At 56.1% G+C, this 19765-nt stretch carries 15 protein-coding genes and 1 rRNA gene; 12 read left to right on the top strand and 4 right to left on the bottom strand.

Translation table 11 applies throughout. The annotated features are described in order from the left end of the window. The 5 genes from rrf to aceK form a co-directional block, all read left to right on the top strand. Positions 1-102, top strand: a 5S ribosomal RNA gene (gene rrf / locus ACOTZP_RS20255); the annotation flags it as partial. Positions 103-320: 218 nt separating this feature from the next. Beyond that, complete coding sequence (metA, locus tag ACOTZP_RS20250) at positions 321-1250, top strand: homoserine O-acetyltransferase MetA (RefSeq protein ID WP_022646716.1); 930 nt, start codon at positions 321-323, stop codon at positions 1248-1250. A gap of 270 nt (positions 1251-1520) precedes the next feature. Then, positions 1521-3122, top strand: a complete 1602-nt coding sequence (aceB, locus tag ACOTZP_RS20245; protein WP_421633774.1) for a malate synthase A — start codon at positions 1521-1523, stop codon at positions 3120-3122. A 31-nt stretch (positions 3123-3153) separates the two neighbouring features. Further along, complete coding sequence (aceA, locus tag ACOTZP_RS20240; RefSeq protein ID WP_045309064.1) at positions 3154-4458, top strand: isocitrate lyase; 1305 nt, start codon at positions 3154-3156, stop codon at positions 4456-4458. Between the two features lie 49 nt (positions 4459-4507). Then, on the top strand, positions 4508-6247 hold the full coding sequence (aceK, locus tag ACOTZP_RS20235) for a bifunctional isocitrate dehydrogenase kinase/phosphatase (RefSeq protein WP_058677321.1): 1740 nt from the start codon (positions 4508-4510) through the stop codon (positions 6245-6247). A 68-nt stretch (positions 6248-6315) separates the two neighbouring features. On the opposite strand, the gene iclR is transcribed toward aceK, so the two are convergent. After that, positions 6316-7143: a glyoxylate bypass operon transcriptional repressor IclR gene (gene iclR / locus ACOTZP_RS20230; RefSeq protein ID WP_022646720.1), complete on the bottom strand. Its 828-nt coding sequence runs from the start codon at positions 7141-7143 to the stop codon at positions 6316-6318. Positions 7144-7336: 193 nt separating this feature from the next. On the opposite strand from iclR, the gene metH reads away from it, so the two are divergent. The 5 genes from metH to rluF all read left to right on the top strand — a co-directional run bounded on the left by metH (position 7337) and on the right by rluF (position 14358). Then, positions 7337-11020 carry a methionine synthase gene (metH, locus tag ACOTZP_RS20225; RefSeq protein ID WP_155019650.1) on the top strand — a complete coding sequence of 1228 codons (3684 nt, stop codon included), beginning with the start codon at positions 7337-7339 and terminating at the stop codon, positions 11018-11020. 217 nt (positions 11021-11237) lie between these two features. Then, positions 11238-12869 (top strand): Na/Pi cotransporter family protein, encoded by a 1632-nt coding sequence (locus ACOTZP_RS20220; protein WP_022646722.1) that lies wholly within the window; start codon positions 11238-11240, stop codon positions 12867-12869. Positions 12870-12964: 95 nt separating this feature from the next. Then, entirely contained in the window at positions 12965-13258 is a 294-nt protein-coding gene (locus ACOTZP_RS20215) for a type II toxin-antitoxin system CcdA family antitoxin (protein WP_045309060.1), read from the top strand. Further along, positions 13258-13431 carry a CcdB family protein gene (locus tag ACOTZP_RS20210; protein WP_022646724.1) on the top strand — a complete coding sequence of 58 codons (174 nt, stop codon included), beginning with the start codon at positions 13258-13260 and terminating at the stop codon, positions 13429-13431. Before ACOTZP_RS20215 ends, ACOTZP_RS20210 begins: the two co-directional genes overlap by 1 nt. 54 nt (positions 13432-13485) lie before the next feature. Further along, complete coding sequence (gene rluF / locus ACOTZP_RS20205; RefSeq protein WP_022646725.1) at positions 13486-14358, top strand: 23S rRNA pseudouridine(2604) synthase RluF; 873 nt, start codon at positions 13486-13488, stop codon at positions 14356-14358. Here the strand turns inward: rluF and ACOTZP_RS20200 are convergent, their stop codons facing one another. The 3 genes from ACOTZP_RS20200 to lysC all read right to left on the bottom strand — a co-directional run bounded on the left by ACOTZP_RS20200 (position 14359) and on the right by lysC (position 17069). Further along, positions 14359-14631 carry a DUF3811 domain-containing protein gene (locus tag ACOTZP_RS20200; protein WP_271075327.1) on the bottom strand — a complete coding sequence of 91 codons (273 nt, stop codon included), beginning with the start codon at positions 14629-14631 and terminating at the stop codon, positions 14359-14361. A 50-nt stretch (positions 14632-14681) separates the two neighbouring features. Then, a complete protein-coding gene (gene panS / locus ACOTZP_RS20195) occupies positions 14682-15626 on the bottom strand; it encodes a ketopantoate/pantoate/pantothenate transporter PanS (protein ID WP_023295757.1) in 945 nt (314 codons plus the stop codon). 93 nt (positions 15627-15719) lie between these two features. After that, on the bottom strand, positions 15720-17069 hold the full coding sequence (gene lysC / locus ACOTZP_RS20190) for a lysine-sensitive aspartokinase 3 (RefSeq protein ID WP_165716249.1): 1350 nt from the start codon (positions 17067-17069) through the stop codon (positions 15720-15722). A gap of 374 nt (positions 17070-17443) precedes the next feature. On the opposite strand from lysC, the gene pgi reads away from it, so the two are divergent. Both pgi and yjbE read left to right on the top strand, forming a co-directional pair. After that, on the top strand, positions 17444-19093 hold the full coding sequence (gene pgi / locus ACOTZP_RS20185; protein WP_271075328.1) for a glucose-6-phosphate isomerase: 1650 nt from the start codon (positions 17444-17446) through the stop codon (positions 19091-19093). Between the two features lie 366 nt (positions 19094-19459). Beyond that, positions 19460-19702 (top strand): exopolysaccharide production protein YjbE, encoded by a 243-nt coding sequence (gene yjbE, locus ACOTZP_RS20180; protein ID WP_003860341.1) that lies wholly within the window; start codon positions 19460-19462, stop codon positions 19700-19702. Positions 19703-19765 lie beyond the last annotated feature (63 nt).

Raw genomic sequence — 19765 nt, 5'->3', positions numbered from 1 at the left:
CGCGGTGGTCCCACCTGACCCCATGCCGAACTCAGAAGTGAAACGCCGTAGCGCCGATGGTAGTGTGGGGTCTCCCCATGTGAGAGTAGGGAACTGCCAGGCATCAATCAGGAAGAACCCCGTACCGGAAGGTGCGGGGTTTTTTGCTTTGTGCGTTCTGAAAAGTCGGGTGGTGGCCCCACCTTACCCGCCCTACATGCTTTCCCTCCTTGAAACTTTCTCACCTTTCGCTTGCAGACTCGACATTAAGCCTGTTTCTGGGTATCGTTAGCTGTCTGGATGTCTAAACGTTTATACGTATGTTGTGAGGATTTAAGGTTATGCCGATTCGGGTGCAGGACGAGCTACCAGCCGTCAATTTCTTGCGTGAAGAGAATGTCTTCGTCATGACGGCTTCGCGTGCGACAGGTCAGGAAATTCGCCCGCTGAAGGTGCTTATTCTCAATCTGATGCCAAAAAAGATCGAAACGGAGAACCAGTTCCTGCGTTTGCTCTCCAACTCTCCGCTTCAGGTTGATATCCAGCTGCTGCGCATTGACGCCCGTGAGTCACGCAACACGCCTGCTGAGCATCTGAATAACTTCTACTGTAATTTTGAAGATATTCGCGATGAGAATTTCGATGGACTGATCGTCACCGGCGCACCGCTGGGTCTGGTGGAATTTAATGACGTTGCCTACTGGCCACAAATCAGGCAGGTGCTGGAGTGGGCAAAAGATCACGTCACGTCCACCTTATTTGTCTGTTGGGCGGTACAGGCCGCGCTGAATATCCTCTATGGCATTCCCAAGCAAACCCGCAGCGACAAACTTTCTGGCGTATACGAACACCACATTCTTCACCCGCATGCGCTGCTGACGCGTGGTTTCGATGACACTTTCCTGGCTCCGCATTCTCGATACGCCGATTTTCCGGCACAGCTGATCCGCGATTATACCGACCTGGAAATCCTGGCCGAAACGGAAGACGGCGATGCCTACCTGTTCGCTAGTAAAGACAAACGCATCGCGTTCGTTACCGGCCATCCTGAGTACGATCCGCATACCCTCGCGTCAGAGTATTTTCGTGACGTTGAAGCGGGTCTGAATCCGGATGTCCCGTACAACTATTTCCCGAAAAACGATCCGCAAAACACGCCTCGGGCAACCTGGCGTAGTCACGGAAATCTGCTGTTCACTAACTGGCTCAACTATTACGTCTACCAGATTACGCCGTACGATCTGCGCCACATGAATCCGACGCTGGAGTAATCGTCTGCATTAAACAATCCTAAAGCGTTTCAGCTATTCAGATCAGGCACCTTAGGGTGCCTTTTTTATTTCCGAAAACCAACTCAACATCGTGAAAAACTTTAATCCCATATTAATCATACAGTTGTGATTGGATATGAATTAAAATGGAAATTGTTTTTGATTTTGGAAAAATTATAGATAGTCTTAATTCTGCTGAGCGAAAACTACACAACGATCTTTCGCTCGCATCGGGGGCGTGATTTTGGATCTTTGATGAGGAGCAGAACGATGACTCAACAGGCAACAACGGTCGATGAACTGACCTTTACCCAGCCGAATGGCGAGCAAGAACAGCAAGTTTTGACGGCAGAAGCGGTAGAGTTTCTGACTGAACTGGTGACTCGCTTTACGCCACAGCGTAATAAACTGCTGGCGGCACGCATTCATCAACAGCAGGAGATCGATAACGGCAAGTTGCCAGGGTTTATTTCGGAAACCGCTTCCATTCGTAATGGTGAATGGAAAATTCGCGGAATCCCTGAAGATTTACAGGATCGTCGCGTAGAGATCACCGGCCCGGTAGAGCGCAAAATGGTGATTAACGCCATGAATGCCAACGTCAAAGTATTTATGGCGGACTTCGAAGATTCCCTCGCGCCGGACTGGCAGAAAGTTATCGACGGGCAGATCAACCTGCGCGACGCCGTCAACGGCACCATCAGCTATACCAACGAAGCCGGTAAAATTTACCAGCTCAAACCGAATCCGGCGGTGCTGATCTGCCGCGTACGCGGTCTGCATTTGCCTGAAAAACACGTCACCTGGCGCGGAGAAGCCATTCCGGGCAGCCTGTTCGACTTTGCGCTGTACTTCTTCCACAACCATAAGAACCTGCTGGCGAAAGGCAGCGGCCCCTATTTCTATCTGCCGAAAACCCAGTCCTGGCAGGAAGCGGCGTGGTGGAGTGAAGTCTTCAGCTACGCAGAAGACCGCTTCAGCCTGCCGCGCGGCACCATTAAGGCCACGCTGCTGATTGAAACCCTGCCAGCCGTATTCCAGATGCATGAGATCCTCCATGCGCTGCGTGACCATATTGTGGGCCTGAACTGCGGCCGCTGGGATTACATCTTCAGCTACATCAAAACCCTGAAAAACCATGCCGACCGGGTATTGCCGGATCGTCAGGTTGTGACCATGGATAAACCGTTCCTCAGCGCCTACTCGCGCCTGCTGATTAAGACCTGCCACAAACGCGGCGCCTTTGCGATGGGCGGCATGGCGGCGTTTATCCCGAGCAAAGACGCAGAGCGTAACAATCAGGTGCTCAACAAGGTGAAAGCCGATAAAGAGCTGGAAGCCCGTAACGGCCACGACGGGACGTGGATTGCCCACCCCGGTCTGGCCGACACGGCGATGGAGGTCTTCAACCGCGTACTCGGCGACAACAAAAACCAGCTGTTTGTCACCCGTGAAGACGATGCGCCAATCGCAGAAGAACAGTTGCTTGCGCCGTGTGCGGGCGAGCGTACGGAAGAGGGCATGCGCGCCAATATTCGCGTCGCCGTGCAGTACATCGAGGCATGGATCTCCGGCAACGGCTGCGTGCCGATCTACGGCCTGATGGAAGATGCCGCCACGGCGGAAATTTCACGTACCTCCATCTGGCAGTGGATCCATCATCAAAAAACGCTCAGCAACGGCAAACCGGTCACCAAAGCCCTGTTCCGTCAGATGCTGGCCGAAGAGATGCGGGTCATCCAGGACGAACTGGGCGAGCACCGCTTCAGCAGCGGGCGTTTTAATGACGCTGCGCGCCTGATGGAGCAAATCACCACCTCTGATGACTTAATCGACTTCCTGACCCTGCCGGGCTACCGCTTCCTGGCGTAATTCACCACATAACAATATGGAGCATCTGCACATGAAAACCCGTACCCAACAGATCGAAGAGTTACAAAAAGAGTGGACCCAACCGCGCTGGGAAGGCATTCGCCGTCCGTACAGCGCAGAGGAAGTGGTGAAGTTACGCGGCTCGGTTAACCCGGAGTGTACGCTGGCGCAGAACGGCGCGGCGAAAATGTGGGATCTGCTGCACGGGGGGTCTAAAAAAGGTTATATCAACAGCCTCGGCGCACTGACTGGCGGTCAGGCATTGCAGCAGGCGAAGGCCGGCATTGAAGCTATCTATCTTTCCGGCTGGCAGGTCGCGGCGGATGCTAACCTGGCCTCCAGCATGTATCCGGATCAATCTCTTTATCCGGCGAACTCGGTGCCGTCAGTGGTAGATCGGATCAACAATACCTTCCGCCGTGCGGATCAGATCCAGTGGGCGGCGGGCATCGAGCCCCACGATCCGCGCTTTACTGATTATTTCCTGCCGATCGTCGCCGATGCGGAAGCCGGTTTCGGCGGCGTGCTGAACGCCTTTGAGCTGATGAAATCGATGATTGAGGCCGGTGCAGCGGCCGTACACTTTGAAGATCAGCTGGCGTCGGTGAAGAAGTGTGGGCATATGGGCGGGAAAGTGCTGGTGCCAACTCAGGAAGCGATCCAGAAGCTGGTTGCCGCGCGTCTGGCTGCTGACGTGCTCGGCGTGCCGACGCTGGTCATTGCTCGTACCGATGCGGACGCAGCGGACCTGATCACCTCTGACTGCGACCCGTACGACAGCGAATTCATCACCGGCGAACGCACCAGCGAAGGGTTCTATCGCACGCATGCCGGTATTGAACAGGCGATCAGCCGCGGCCTGGCGTATGCCCCTTACGCCGACCTGGTCTGGTGTGAAACCTCCACGCCGGATCTGGCGCTGGCGAAGCGCTTTGCCGATGCGATTCATGCGAGATATCCGGGCAAGCTGCTGGCCTATAACTGTTCGCCGTCCTTCAACTGGCAAAAAAATCTGGACGACACGACCATCGCCAGCTTCCAGCAGCAGCTGTCGGATATGGGCTACAAGTACCAGTTCATCACCCTGGCGGGTATCCACAGCATGTGGTTCAACATGTTCGACCTGGCGCATGCCTACGCACAGGGCGAAGGCATGAAGCACTATGTTGAGAAGGTACAGCAGCCAGAATTTGCGGCGGGTAAAGAGGGATATACCTTCGTTTCGCACCAGCAGGAGGTGGGAACCGGCTACTTCGATAATGTGACCACAATTATTCAGGGCGGGACTTCCTCCGTCACGGCATTAACGGGTTCAACGGAAGAAGCACAGTTCTGATCTTTCCCCCTCTCCCCCCTCGGGGAGAGGGTTGGGGTGAGGGGAATATATGTCGCGTGGTCTGGAATTACTGATAGCCCAAACTATTTTGCAGGGCTTCGATGCCCAGTATGGCCGCTTTCTGGAAGTCACATCCGGCGCGCAACAGCGTTTTGAGCACGCCGACTGGCATGCGGTTCAGCAGGCCATGAAGCAGCGTATCCATCTCTATGATCACCACGTAGGTCTGGTGGTGGAACAACTGCGCTGTATCACCGACGGTAAAAGCCCGGATGCGGAATTTTTACTGCGCGTGAAAGAGCATTACACCCATCTGTTACCCGACTACCCGCGCTTCGAGATTGCGGAGAGCTTTTTCAACTCCGTCTATTGCCGGTTATTTGACCACCGCTCATTATCTCCTGAGCGGTTATTTATCTTCAGCTCCCAGCCCGAGCGACGCTTCCGTACCATTCCGCGTCCGCTGGCGAAAGATTTCTTTCCCGATCGCGGCTGGGAAAAGCTCCTGCACCGCGTCTTAACGGATTTGCCGCTGCGCCTGCCGTGGCAGAATAAACCCCGGGATATCGGCTATATCCACGCGTATCTCAGTGAAACCTTCGGTGAGGCGGTGCTCAGCCGCAGCCATTTGCAGGTTGCCAACGAGCTTTTCTACCGCAATAAGGCCGCCTGGCTGGTGGGCAAACTGGTTACGCCGACAGCCATCGTGCCGTTTCTGCTGCCCATTCACCGTACCGACGACGGCGAACTGTTTGTCGATACCTGCCTGACTACCAGCGCTGAGGCGAGTATCGTATTTGGCTTCGCCCGCTCCTATTTCATGGTCTACGCCCCGCTGCCCGCCGCCCTGGTGGAGTGGCTGCGCGAGATCCTGCCGGGCAAAACCACCGCCGAGCTGTATATGGCGATTGGCTGTCAGAAGCATGCCAAAACGGAGAGTTATCGGGAATACCTGCGTTATGTCACCACGGCTGATGAGCAGTTTATCGAAGCGCCGGGTATCCGCGGCATGGTGATGCTGGTCTTCACGCTGCCGGGCTTTGATCGGGTGTTTAAGGTGATTAAGGATAAATTCGCCCCGCAGAAAGAGATGACCGCAGCCCACGTCCGTGCCTGCTATCAGCTGGTAAAAGAGCACGATCGCGTCGGGCGAATGGCCGATACCCAGGAGTTTGAAAACTTTGTGCTGGATAAGCAGCAGATCGATCCGGCGCTAATGACGCTACTCATGCAGGAAGCGCCGACGAAAATTACCGATCTTGGCGATAAGATTGCGATCAGCCATCTCTACATTGAGCGCCGTATGGTGCCGCTAAATATCTGGCTGGAACAGTCAGAGGGCCAGGCTTTACGTGATGCCATCGAAGAGTACGGCAACGCCATCCGCCAGCTCGCCGCTGCCAATATTTTCCCCGGCGATATGCTGTTTAAAAACTTCGGCGTCACCCGTCACGGGCGGGTAGTGTTCTACGATTACGATGAAATTTGCTACATGACCGAGGTGAACTTCCGCGATATCCCGCCGCCGCGCTACCCGGAAGATGAACTGTCCAGCGAGCCGTGGTACAGCGTATCGCCGGGCGATGTGTTTCCGGAGGAGTTTCGCCACTGGCTTTGTGCCGACCCGCGCATCGGGCCGCTATTCGAAGAGATGCATGCCGATCTGTTCCGCGCCAGTTACTGGCGCGGGCTGCAAACGCGGATTAAAAACGGGCACGTGGAAGATGTCTACGCTTACCGCCGCAAGCAGCGGTTTTGCATCCGCTTTTCTCCCTCTCCCGCAGGGTAAGGGCATCATGTTTTCTCCCTCTCCCTGTGGGAGAGGGCCGGGGTGAGGGCACCAGACCGCCCTCAATCCTAGCGAATCCCACCATACGCCAGCGTCACCTCTTTTGCGGCCTTAATCACCAGCGCACCCAGCTCGGTGACGCGGTCGTCGGTCATACGTGAAATCGGCCCGGAGATGGAGATGGCGGCAAACGGCTCGCGGTGTTCGTCGAAAATACAGGACGCGAGGCAGCGCAGCCCGAGGGCATGTTCTTCGTCATCAAACGAATAGCCGCGCTTGCGGGTCAGAGCCAGATCTTCTTTCAGATGCACCGGCGACACCAGGGTGGCGTGGGTGTAGGCGTGCAGACCTTTACGGTGCAGCAGACCCGTCACCTGCTCTTCGCTAAGCTGCGAGAGAAACGCTTTCCCTGCGCCAGAGGCATGCATCGGCAGCTTGCCGCCAATCGGTGCGGACATGCGCATCAGCTGCGTACACTGCACCTGGTCGATGATAATCGCCTGATGATCGCTCTGATCCAGCACGGCCAGGTTTACCGTCTCGCCGGACTCCTCCATCAGCTTGCGCAGAATCGGGTGGACAATCGCCAGCAGGTTGCGGCTTTGCAGGAAGCTGCTGCCGACAATAAACGCATGTGCGCCCACCGCCCAGTGTCCCAGCTCGCCCACCTGACGCACGAAGCCCAGCTGCTGCATGGTGGTCAGCAGACGGTGCGTGGTGGAGTTCGGCAGGCCAGCCTGCTGCGCCAGCTCCGTCAGGGCCACGCTACCATGCGATTCGGCTATCCATTCCAGCAGCTTCAGGCCGCGCGTCAGGGATTGAACCTGTCCGCCAGGTTGTGCAGCGGTGGTTGCAGCAGGTTTTCTGCCGCGTTTAGCGGGAACGGTCGTAACCATGACGAACTCCTTTTTCTGTATCGTGGAAATCATTTTCGTTTTATTTGGTGGTTTTGCAACCGCTTTCCTGACTGATCGGAGGAGTGATAGTGAACATGTCTCATGTTACCGCTGTGTGACTTTTCGACCCTTAGAGATTATGCCAGTATGGAACGCAGCCTTTTGGCCATGTTGAACGTTGTCGGGAGCAAGTGTGAGCAGCAAAGTAGAGCAACTGCGTGCGCAGTTAAATGAACGAATTCTGGTGCTGGACGGCGGCATGGGCACCATGATCCAGGGCTATCGTCTGAGTGAAGACGATTTCCGCGGCGAGCGCTTTGCCGACTGGCCTTGTGACCTGAAAGGAAACAATGACCTGCTGGTGTTGAGCAAACCCTCTGTCATCAGGGATATCCACAACGCCTACTTCGAAGCGGGTGCGGATATTGTAGAAACCAACACCTTCAACTCGACAACCATCGCCATGGCGGATTACCAGATGGAATCCCTGTCGGCGGAGATCAACTTTGAAGCGGCGAAACTCGCCCGCGCCTGCGCCGACGAGTGGACGGCCCGCACGCCGGACAAGCCGCGCTATGTTGCCGGGGTGCTGGGCCCGACCAACCGCACCGCGTCGATTTCTCCGGACGTGAACGATCCAGCCTTCCGCAATATCACCTTTGACCAACTGGTGGCCGCGTATCGTGAGTCCACTAAAGCGCTGGTGGAAGGCGGTTCCGACCTGATCCTGATTGAAACCGTATTCGACACTCTCAACGCCAAAGCCGCAATTTACGCGGTGAAAGAGGAGTTCGAGGCGCTGGGCGTTGACCTGCCGATCATGATTTCCGGCACCATCACCGATGCCTCGGGGCGCACGCTTTCCGGCCAGACAACCGAAGCGTTTTATAACTCTCTGCGCCATGCCGAAGCGCTCTCCTTCGGCCTGAACTGCGCGCTGGGGCCGGACGAGCTGCGCCAGTACGTGCAGGAGCTTTCGCGCATCGCAGAGTGCTACGTCACCGCCCACCCGAACGCCGGTCTGCCGAACGCGTTCGGTGAGTACGATCTGGATGCCGACACCATGGCGGCGCAAATCCGCGAGTGGGCCGAATCTGGCTTCCTCAACATCGTCGGCGGCTGCTGCGGCACCACGCCGGAGCATATCGCCGCCATGAGCCGCGCCGTCGCCGGGCTTGCACCGCGCAAGTTACCCGAGCTTCCGGTAGCCTGCCGTCTTTCCGGCCTTGAGCCGTTGACCATCGGCGACGACAGCCTGTTTGTGAACGTGGGTGAACGTACCAACGTGACCGGTTCCGCTAAATTCAAGCGCCTGATCAAAGAAGAGAAGTACAGCGAAGCGCTGGACGTTGCCCGCCAGCAGGTGGAGAGCGGCGCGCAGATTATCGATATCAACATGGACGAGGGGATGCTCGACGCCGAAGCGGCGATGGTGCGTTTCCTCAACCTGATTGCCGGTGAGCCGGACATCGCCCGCGTGCCGATCATGATTGACTCCTCCAAATGGGACGTCATCGAAAAGGGGCTGAAGTGCATTCAGGGCAAAGGCATCGTTAACTCCATCTCAATGAAAGAGGGCGTCGATACCTTTATCCACCACGCGAAGCTGGTGCGTCGCTACGGGGCCGCCGTGGTGGTGATGGCCTTCGATGAAGTGGGCCAGGCCGATACCCGCGAGCGCAAAATTGAGATTTGCCGCCGCGCGTACAAAATTCTGACCGAAGAGGTGGGCTTCCCGCCGGAAGACATTATTTTCGACCCGAACATCTTTGCTGTCGCAACCGGCATTGAAGAGCACAACAACTACGCCCAGGACTTTATCGGCGCGTGTGAAGACATCAAACGCGAGCTACCGCATGCGCTAATTTCCGGCGGCGTGTCGAACGTCTCGTTCTCGTTCCGCGGCAACGACCCGGTGCGTGAGGCCATCCACGCCGTGTTCCTCTACTATGCCATCCGCAACGGGATGGACATGGGGATCGTTAACGCCGGACAGCTGGCGATTTACGACGACCTGCCCGCAGAACTACGCGACGCAGTAGAAGACGTGATCCTTAACCGTCGTGACGACGCCACTGAACGCATGCTGGATCTGGCGGAAAAATACCGCGGCAGTAAAGCTGACGAATCAGCCAACGTTCAGCAGGCCGAATGGCGTTCCTGGGATGTGAGAAAGCGTCTGGAATACTCGCTGGTAAAAGGCATTACTGAGTTCATTGAGCAGGATACCGAGGAAGCGCGTCAGCAGGCAGCCCGTCCGATTGAAGTGATCGAAGGGCCGCTGATGGACGGCATGAACGTGGTCGGCGATCTGTTCGGCGAGGGCAAAATGTTCCTGCCGCAGGTAGTGAAATCCGCCCGCGTCATGAAGCAGGCCGTGGCTTATCTTGAGCCGTTTATCGAAGCCAGCAAAGAGAAGGGCTCCAGTAACGGTAAGATGGTCATTGCCACCGTGAAGGGCGACGTACACGACATCGGCAAAAACATTGTCGGCGTGGTACTGCAATGCAATAACTACGAAATTATCGATCTTGGCGTGATGGTCCCGGCGGATAAAATCCTCAGGACCGCTCGCGAAGTGAATGCGGATCTGATTGGTCTTTCCGGGCTGATTACGCCGTCGCTGGACGAAATGGTCAACGTGGCAAAAGAGATGGAGCGCCAGGGCTTCACTATTCCACTGCTGATTGGCGGGGCAACCACCTCGAAAGCCCACACCGCAGTGAAAATCGAGCAGAACTACAGTGGGCCGACGGTGTATGTCCAAAACGCCTCGCGCACCGTGGGCGTGGTCTCCGCGCTGCTGTCTGACACCCAGCGCGATGACTTTGTCGCCCGCACCCGCAAAGAGTATGAAACCGTCCGCATTCAGCATGGACGTAAGAAACCGCGCACGCCGCCGGTTTCGCTTCAGGCGGCGCGCGATAACGATCTGGCGTTCGACTGGTCCAGCTATACGCCGCCGGTCGCGCACCGTCTGGGCGTGCAGGAGGTGACGGCCAGCATCGAAACGCTGCGTAACTACATCGACTGGACGCCGTTCTTCATGACCTGGTCGCTGGCGGGCAAATATCCGCGCATTCTTGAAGATGAGGTAGTAGGCGAAGAGGCGAAACGCCTGTTTAAAGATGCCAACGATATGCTCGACAGACTGAGCGCAGAGAAAGCCCTCAACCCGCGCGGCGTGGTGGGGCTGTTCCCGGCGAACCGCGTGGGCGACGACATAGAAATCTACCGCGATGAAACCCGCACCCATGTGCTGGCCGTGAGCCACCATCTGCGCCAGCAAACCGAGAAAGTGGGCTTTGCCAACTACTGCCTGGCGGATTTCGTCGCACCGAAACTCTCCGGTAAAGCCGACTATATCGGCGCCTTTGCCGTAACCGGTGGTCTGGAAGAAGACGCGCTGGCGGACGCGTACGACGCACAGCACGATGATTACAACAAAATCATGGTGAAAGCGATTGCCGATCGCCTGGCGGAAGCCTTTGCCGAGTATCTGCATGAGCGCGTACGTAAGGTGCACTGGGGCTACGCGGCGAATGAGAATCTCAGCAACGAGGAGCTGATCCGCGAAAACTACCAGGGCATTCGTCCGGCGCCGGGGTATCCGGCCTGCCCGGAACACACCGAGAAGGGCACTATCTGGAAACTGCTCGACGTGGAAGCGCATACCGGCATGAAACTTACCGAGTCGTTCGCCATGTGGCCGGGCGCGTCCGTTTCCGGCTGGTATTTCAGCCACCCGGACAGCAAGTACTTCGCCGTGGCACAGCTTCAGCGGGATCAGATTGAAGACTACGCCCTGCGAAAAGGCATGAGCGTGTCAGAGGTGGAACGCTGGCTGGCGCCGAATTTAGGCTACGACGCAGACTAACGTCACTTTTCCTTACAACAAACAGGGCACCGCTATGGTGCCTTGTCTCTTTCTTACGTTTAAACCCTTATACTGGAAGAAGGTTCTTACTACATTGCCCGGCGGCGCTGCGCTGACCGGGCCTGCGCGTAGGCCGGATAAGGCGTAGCCGCCATCCGGCAAGATAACGCGCAACAAGCCTCAGGAAAACAGATAACGATAAGGAGGAAAACCCACTGTGTTGACGTTGTTACACCTGCTCTCCGCAGTCGCACTGCTGGTATGGGGCACCCATATCGTTCGTACCGGCGTGATGCGCGTGTTTGGCGCACGTTTACGTACCGTTCTCAGCGGCAGCGTTGAGAAGAAGCCGCTCGCCTTCTGTGCGGGTATTGGCGTCACGGCGCTGGTGCAAAGCAGCAACGCCACCACTATGCTCGTCACCTCGTTCGTGGCGCAGGATCTGGTGGCGCTCGCCCCGGCGCTGGTGATTGTCCTTGGTGCCGACGTCGGTACCGCGCTGATGGCACGTATCCTGACCTTCGATCTCTCCTGGCTGTCGCCGCTGCTGATTTTTATCGGCGTCATTTTCTTCCTCGGCCGTAAGCAAAGCCGTGCCGGGCAGCTTGGCCGCGTCGGTATTGGCCTCGGGCTGATCCTGCTAGCGCTGGAGCTGATTGTGCAGGCTGTCACGCCGATCACCCAGGCCAACGGTGTGCAGGTCATTTTCGCCTCGTTAACCGGCGATATTATGCTGGATGCGCTGATCGGCGCGGTGTTTGCCATTGTCAGCTACTCCAGCCTGGCGGCCGTGTTGCTGACGGCCACGCTAACCGCTGCGGGCGCGATCTCTTTCCCGGTGGCGCTATGCCTGGTCATCGGTGCGAATCTTGGCTCTGGCCTGCTGGCGATGCTTAACAACAGCGCAGCCAATGCTGCCGCCCGCCGGGTGGCGCTGGGGAGTTTGCTCTTCAAGCTGGTGGGTAGCCTGATCATTCTGCCGTTTGTGCACCCGCTGGCGAACCTGATGGACAACCTCTCTCTGCCGAAAGCGGAGCTGGTGATCTACTTTCACGTCTTCTACAACCTGGTACGCTGTCTGGCGATGGTGCCGTTTGCCGCGCCGATGGCCCGCTTCTGCGAGCGGCTAATTCGTGATGAACCGGAGCTGGACGCGCGCCTTAAACCGAAGCATCTGGACACCTCGGTGCTGGACACGCCCGCGCTGGCCATCGCGAATGCCGCCCGCGAAACGCTGCGCATGGGTGACGCGATGGAAACCATGCTGGAAGGGTTGCAAAAGGTGATGCACGGCGAGCCGCGCGAAGAAAAAGAGCTGCGCAGGCTGGCGGACGATATCAACGTGCTGTATACCGCCATCAAGCTCTATCTGGCGCGGATCCCGCAGGACGAGCTGGCGGAAGAGGAGTCGCGCCGCTGGGCGGAAATCATTGAAATGTCGCTTAACCTGGAGCAGGCTTCGGATATTGTCGAGCGTATGGGCAGTGAAATCGCAGACAAATCCCTGGCCGCACGTCGGGCGTTTTCTGTCGAAGGGCTGAAGGAGCTGGAAGCGCTGCACGAACAGCTGGTCAGCAACCTGAAGCTGGCGATGTCGGTCTTCTTCTCCAGCGACGTGCCGAGCGCGCGCCGCCTGCGCCGCAACAAGCACCGTTTCCGCATCCTCAACCGGCGCTACTCGCACGCCCACGTTGAGCGTCTGCACCAGCAGAACGTGCAGAGTATCGAAACCAGCTCGCTCCACCTGGGGCTGCTGGGAGATATGAAGCGTCTTAACTCGTTGTTCTGTGCGGTGGCATACAGCGTGATGGAGCAGCCGGATGAAGACGATGAGCGGGATGAGTATTAATCTCTGAAAGCGCCTCGCAAAAGGGTTTTGTGAGGCGTGACTCCCCATAAAGAGCAATTTATTCTTCAACCCTTACATTTTTAAGGGAATAGGAAGTGCTCATTTATTACGCTACACTTCGCCAGTTCATGCGCATTCCAATGGGGGTTCTCATGCGCGGTGCTAATAGTATTAAAAAATCAGTGAATGTTTCCCTGTCGCCGGACATCCTTGAAGAGGCGCGAAGGCTTAAACTTAACCTTTCTGCCGTGCTAACGGCGGCTTTGCAGGAGCTATTTCGTGAACATCGGCGCGCAGAGTGGCTTGAAGAAAATAAAGCTTCTATTGACGCCATTAACCAGTGGGTTGATGAAAACGGCTCCTTTAGTGACTTTCAGAGGTCGTTCTGATGAAGCATGTACTGGTCGCTCCCGCCGTTGAGGTCGCGGGAAAACCCTGCGTGGTGATGATGCACATGATGGCAGGCATATCGCTAAAAGAGTTAGGTGAACGCGTTGCCGATCTTACTAACAGCAGTGCTTCATTGCGGGATGCACTCGATTTTCTGATCAGCGGTTACTAGGACTTTTTTGTCAGGCGCAAGGTAAGGTATATTTCGCCCTTCACAGGAGAAACTATGCTGCCAACTCAATCAACCCGATTAAACAAATACATTAGCGAGAGCGGGATCTGCTCACGTCGCGAGGCTGACCGTTACATTGAACAGGGTAACGTGTTTCTTAACGGCAAACGCGCCACCATTGGCGATCAGGTGGTACCTGGCGATGTGGTGAAAGTGAATGGTCAGGTCATCGAACCGCGTGATGCCGAAGACCTGGTGTTTATCGCGTTGAACAAACCGGTTGGGATTGTCAGCACCACGGAAGATGGCGAGCGGGACAACATTGTGGATTTCGTGAACCACAGCAGCCGCATTTTCCCGATTGGCCGTCTGGATAAAGACTCTCAGGGGCTGATTTTCCTCACCAACCACGGCGATCTGGTCAACAAAATTCTGCGTGCCGGTAACGACCACGAGAAAGAGTACATCGTGACGGTGAACAAGCCGGTGACGGACGAGTTTATCCGCGGAATGGGCGCTGGCGTGCCGATTCTGGGCACCGTGACGAAGAAGTGTAAAGTCAAAAAAGAAGCACCGTTCGCGTTCCGCATCACGCTGGTTCAGGGCCTGAACCGCCAGATCCGCCGCATGTGCGAGTACTTCGGTTATGAAGTGACGAAGCTGGAACGCACGCGCATCATGAACGTCAGCCTGTCTGGCATCCCGCTGGGCGAGTGGCGTGACTTAACGGATGACGAGCTGATCGAGCTGTTCAAACTTATCGAGAACTCCTCGTCCGAAGCGAAGCCGAAAGCTAAAGCCAAACCGAAAACGCAGGCGATTAAGCGTCCGGTGGTGAAGGCACCGCAGGCGGAAGAGAAAGGGCGAGGCAAGCCGGGCAACGGAAAACGCTTTACCCAGCCGGGGCGCAAAAAGAAAGGGCGCTGATTAGCGCCTTCCACGGGTTGATGTGCTGGCGGACCAGGAAAAAGTCGCCTCTGCGTCGGGTTTATACGCCTGCTCTTTTTTCAGCTTGCGGGCTTTTTTCGCCGCGGCATCACGTTGCGCCATCAGCTTATCGATGTACTCTTTTTTAACCTGATTGGTTTCGGCGTTCGTCAGCGTGCGGCCATGCGAGATGCGGGCGCGGTCGAGAAGCGTTTTAAGTTCGCGCTGCTCGGCTTCGGTCATGTCTTTCTGGGTCAAACGTGGTGTAGCCATTGCTGAAGCCTCCTGATGGGGAGGCTTCAGTGTAAAGCAAGCCGGCTCAATTAACCCTGTTTCACCGCATCTTTTTTCGGTTGGTCATCAATCGGCTTACCGGACCAGTACCCTGCTAACAGCGAACCGGACAGGTTGTGCCAGACGGAGAACAGCGCTCCCGGTAGCGCCGCCAGCGGTGAGAAGTAAATTTTACCCAGCGCCGCCGCCAGGCCAGAGTTCTGCATCCCCACTTCGATCGCCAGCGTGCGGCAGGTGGATTCGTCGAAACCAAACAGCTTTCCACCCCAGTATCCGCCCAGCAGACCAATGGTGTTATGCAGCACAACCGCGACGATCACTACAAAGCCCACTGAAGCAATGTGCGATGCGGAACCGGCTACCACGGCGCTGATAATGGCAAGTATGCAGACCATCGAAAACGCGGGCAGATACGGCTCAACCGCTTTCACCACCCGCGGGAAGAGATGGTGGATCACCAGTCCCAGCGCAATCGGGATCACCACGATTTGCAGAATGCTGAGCAGCATGCCCATCACATCCACCTGGATATGCGCGTCCACGTACAGGCGGGTTAACAGCGGCGTGGCAATCACGCCCACCAGCGTGGAAACGGAAGAGATAGTGACGGAGAGCGCCACGTCGCCTTTCGCCAGATAGATCATGACGTTAGATGCCGTGCCGCTGGCGACGCTCCCCACCAGCACCATCCCGGCGGAAAGGTCGGGCGGCATCTTAAAGGCCATCGCCAGCAGCCAGGCCGCGAGCGGCATCACCAGGTAGTGCAGGAAAATCCCTGCGGCAACCGGTGCCGGGCGAGACAGCACGCGTTTGAAATCGTCAATTTTTAGATGCACGCCCATGCCGAACATAATCAGCATCAGTAGCGTGGTGACCCACGGACCAATGCCCGTGAACGTGGTGGGAGTGTAATACGCGAGTACGGAGAGCAGCAGCGCCCATAACGGGAACAGCCGGGTGATAGCGGAGAGCATAGTGAATTCCTTGCAGTATTGTCGTGTTGTTTTGTTATAAAAAAGCCGGGTCTGTGCCCGGCTTATGGATAATGTTTATCGTGCTAACGAATTTTATTCAAATAAATTCTGATGAAGTTTCTGCACGACCTGTTCGGCCTGATCGGCAGGGACCAGGAAGCAGAGGTTGTAGCTGGATGCACCGTAGCAGATCATGCGGATATTGAACGGGTCGAGCACGCCGAACACCTCTTTACCCACGCCACAGGCGCGCGACAGCTTGTTGCCGATGATGGCCACCAGCGCCAGGTCTTCTTCCACTTCCACACGGCACAACTCGGAAAGCTCAATCAGCAGCGACTGCGTCAGCAGGGTATCACCCGTTGAGGTTGAACCGGTGGTGTCCAGCGTCAGCGCAATACTCACTTCGGAAGTGGTAATCAAATCTACAGAGATATTGTGGCGCGCCAGGATGCCAAACACTTCTGCCAGGAAGCCGCGGGAATGCAGCATATTATGGCTGTGCAGGGTAACCAGCGTCTGCTTACGACGCAGGGCCAGCGCGCGGAACAGCGGCGGGTTCTCGGTTTTCTTGCAGACCAGCGTCCCGCCCGCCTTTGGATCTTTACTGGAGCCAACGAAGACCGGAATGTCGCTGCGCACGGCGGGCAGCAGCGTGGCCGGATGCAGCACTTTCGCGCCGAAGGTGGCCATTTCAGCCGCTTCTTCAAAGGCGATCACGTCAATGCGTTTTGCCGCAGAGACCACGCGCGGGTCGGTGGTGTAAATGCCCGGCACGTCCGTCCAGATATCCACGCGGGTTGCATGCAGGGCTTCACCCAGCAGGGCGGCGGTATAGTCGCTGCCGCCACGGCCCAGCGTGGTTGTGCGCCCTTTGGCTTCGCTGCCGATAAAGCCCTGGGTGATCACTATGCCTTCATCCAGACGCGGGGCAAGCTGCTGGTTAGTGAGCTCTGCCAAAGCTTCAACGTCCGGCTCGGCGCGGCCAAAGCGGTCGCTGGTGCGCATTACTTTACGCACGTCGAACCACTGCGCCTGAATATTGCGCTCGCGCATGATCTCAACGAACAGCAGGGTGGACATCAGTTCGCCGTGGCTGACCAGTTCATCGGTTAGGGCGGTAGAGGTTGCCAGTGAAGCGGCTTCTGCCAGGGTAGTGATATTTTCCAGCAGGCGTTCCACTTCCTCACGAATGACGTTCGGGTTTTGCAGACGCTCAAGGATGTCGAACTGAATTTTGCGCAGTGCATCCAGCTTCACGAAACGCTCGGTCGCTTCCAGTCCTTCAGACAAAGAAACCAGCAGGTTCGTCACGCCGGCTGAGGCGGAGAGCACCACCAGGCGGGTATTCGGATCGGCCAGCACCACATCGGCGCTGCGGTTCATGGCAGCGTAGTCTGCCACACTGGTGCCGCCAAACTTGGCGACCACAAAACTCGTCATAACAACCTCGTGTCAGGGAATGAATAGAGCGACCTTGGCACAAGAATGAAGCGAGAACAGGTGCAGGCGCAAAATACGGCCCTATAAATAAAATGCGGGGGAGGTCCTGTCAATGTTGGGATTATGCGGATTTTTCATGGGGGGGTACCCCTCAGAAACAGGACTTATAACAGGCCCATATTTTATGCTCCTTTTTACCCCTTTTTGACCAACATTTCGCCACGCCGGAAGGGCGCGACAGCAGCTATACTTTTCGGGTCTTTTCACCTGCGTTTGATGCAGACCAGGGCAATGGCATAAAAACCATCACAATTTTTATTTGCAGGCGCTACAATCGACCGCAGTCACAATTCTCAAATCAGAAGAGTATTGCTATGAAAAACATCAACCCAACGCAGACCGCTGCATGGCAGGCACTACAGAAACATTTTGATGAAATGAAAGACGTCACTATCGCGGATCTGTTCGCGAAAGATGCCGATCGTTTCAGCAAGTTTTCCGCCACCTTCGATGACCTGATGCTGGTGGATTTCTCCAAGAACCGTATCACCGAAGAGACGCTGGCGAAGCTGCAAGATCTGGCGAAAGAGACTGAGCTGGCAGATGCCATCAAATCCATGTTCTCCGGTGAGAAGATCAACCGCACCGAAGACCGTGCCGTGCTGCACGTGGCGCTGCGCAACCGTAGCAATACTCCAATTATCGTTGACGGCAAAGATGTGATGCCGGAAGTGAACGCGGTGCTGGAAAAGATGAAAACCTTCTCTGAAGCGATCATCTCAGGTCAGTGGAAAGGCTACACCGGCAAAGCGATCACCGACGTCGTAAACATCGGTATCGGCGGCTCTGACCTCGGCCCGTTCATGGTGACCGAGGCGCTGCGCCCGTACAAAAACCATCTCAACATGCACTTCGTGTCCAACGTCGATGGGACTCACATCGCTGAAGTGCTGAAAAAGGTGAACCCGGAAACCACGCTGTTCCTGGTGGCGTCTAAAACCTTCACCACTCAGGAAACCATGACCAACGCCCACAGCGCGCGCGACTGGTTCCTGAAAACCGCGGGCGACGAAAAGCACGTGGCGAAACACTTCGCGGCGCTGTCCACCAACGGTAAAGCGGTGGGTGAGTTCGGTATTGATACTGCGAACATGTTTGAATTCTGGGACTGGGTGGGTGGCCGCTACTCACTGTGGTCTGCAATCGGTCTGTCCATCATCCTGTCCGTCGGCTTCGACAACTTCGTTGAGCTGCTCTCCGGCGCGCACGCGATGGACAAACACTTCTCCACCACCGCGCCTGAGAAAAACCTGCCGGTGCTGCTGGCGCTGATCGGGATCTGGTACAACAACTTCTTCGGCGCTGAAACCGAAGCGATTCTGCCGTACGACCAGTATATGCATCGCTTTGCGGCCTACTTCCAGCAGGGCAACATGGAATCCAACGGCAAGTACGTTGACCGTAACGGTAACGCGGTGGATTATCAGACTGGCCCAATCATCTGGGGCGAGCCGGGCACCAACGGTCAGCACGCGTTCTACCAGCTGATCCATCAGGGCACCAAAATGGTACCGTGCGATTTCATCGCCCCGGCGATTACGCACAACCCGCTTTCCGACCACCATCCGAAGCTGCTGTCTAACTTCTTCGCCCAGACCGAAGCGCTGGCGTTCGGTAAATCCCGCGAGGTGGTTGAGCAGGAGTACCGTGACCAGGGTAAAGATCCGGCAAACCTGGAACACGTTGTGCCGTTCAAAGTGTTCGAAGGCAACCGTCCAACTAACTCCATTCTGCTGCGTGAAATTACGCCGTTCAGCCTGGGCGCGCTGATTGCCCTCTACGAGCACAAGATCTTCACTCAGGGCGCTATTCTGAACATCTTTACCTTTGACCAGTGGGGCGTTGAGCTGGGCAAACAGCTGGCAAACCGCATTCTGCCAGAGCTGGGTGACGATAAAGCAATCGACAGCCACGACAGCTCCACCAATGGTCTGATTAACCGTTATAAAGCATGGCGTGCGTAATAAATATGTCATGAACAATGCCGGCGATATGCCGGCATTTTTTTATCGGATAATTCCTGATGTCTGTTAGATATCTCAAATTCTGAATCTGAGTTTAATCCGAAAAACACGGTTACCCCGTTAATTGCTGAGGGTTATTTTAAGAAAATACGGAGTGATACTTTAATGGGGTTATATTATAACTGTTTGATAATGAATGGTTATCTATTTCAATAATTCTTTTTTCTTTTCATTTTTAACCATTAGTCTGAAAACCTCATCCCTATTTACCCCCACGGTAAACCCACTGCTTTAGTTGTGTATACTCGAATCCGCCTGAATTTCTTTTCGGGCGAATCTCCATTCATTCATTGAAGGGAAATTGTTATGAAGAAAGTACTGTATGGCATTTTTGCCATATCTGCGCTTGCGGCGACGTCTGTCTATGCAGCTCCGGTCCAGGTCGGGGAAGCAGCAGGGTCGGCAGCGACGTCTGCGTCTGCGGGGAGTTCTACCGCAGCCAGCACCAGCGCCGTAAGTTCAGCCGTGGGTGTCGCGCTGGCGGCAACCGGTGGCGGTGATGGCTCCAATACCGGAACCACGACCACTACGACGACCAGCACCCAGTAATACCGGGTGTTTTAATCATAACCACACTTCGGTGTGGTTATTTCGCCCCTTCGGAGAAGAGTC

It is taken from the genome of Enterobacter cloacae complex sp. SYL001 (assembly GCF_049237025.1).
Classification (GTDB): domain Bacteria; phylum Pseudomonadota; class Gammaproteobacteria; order Enterobacterales; family Enterobacteriaceae; genus Enterobacter; species Enterobacter intestinihominis.
Note: the sequence above shows the minus strand (reverse complement) of the source record. Positions and strands in the feature narration are given on the sequence as shown.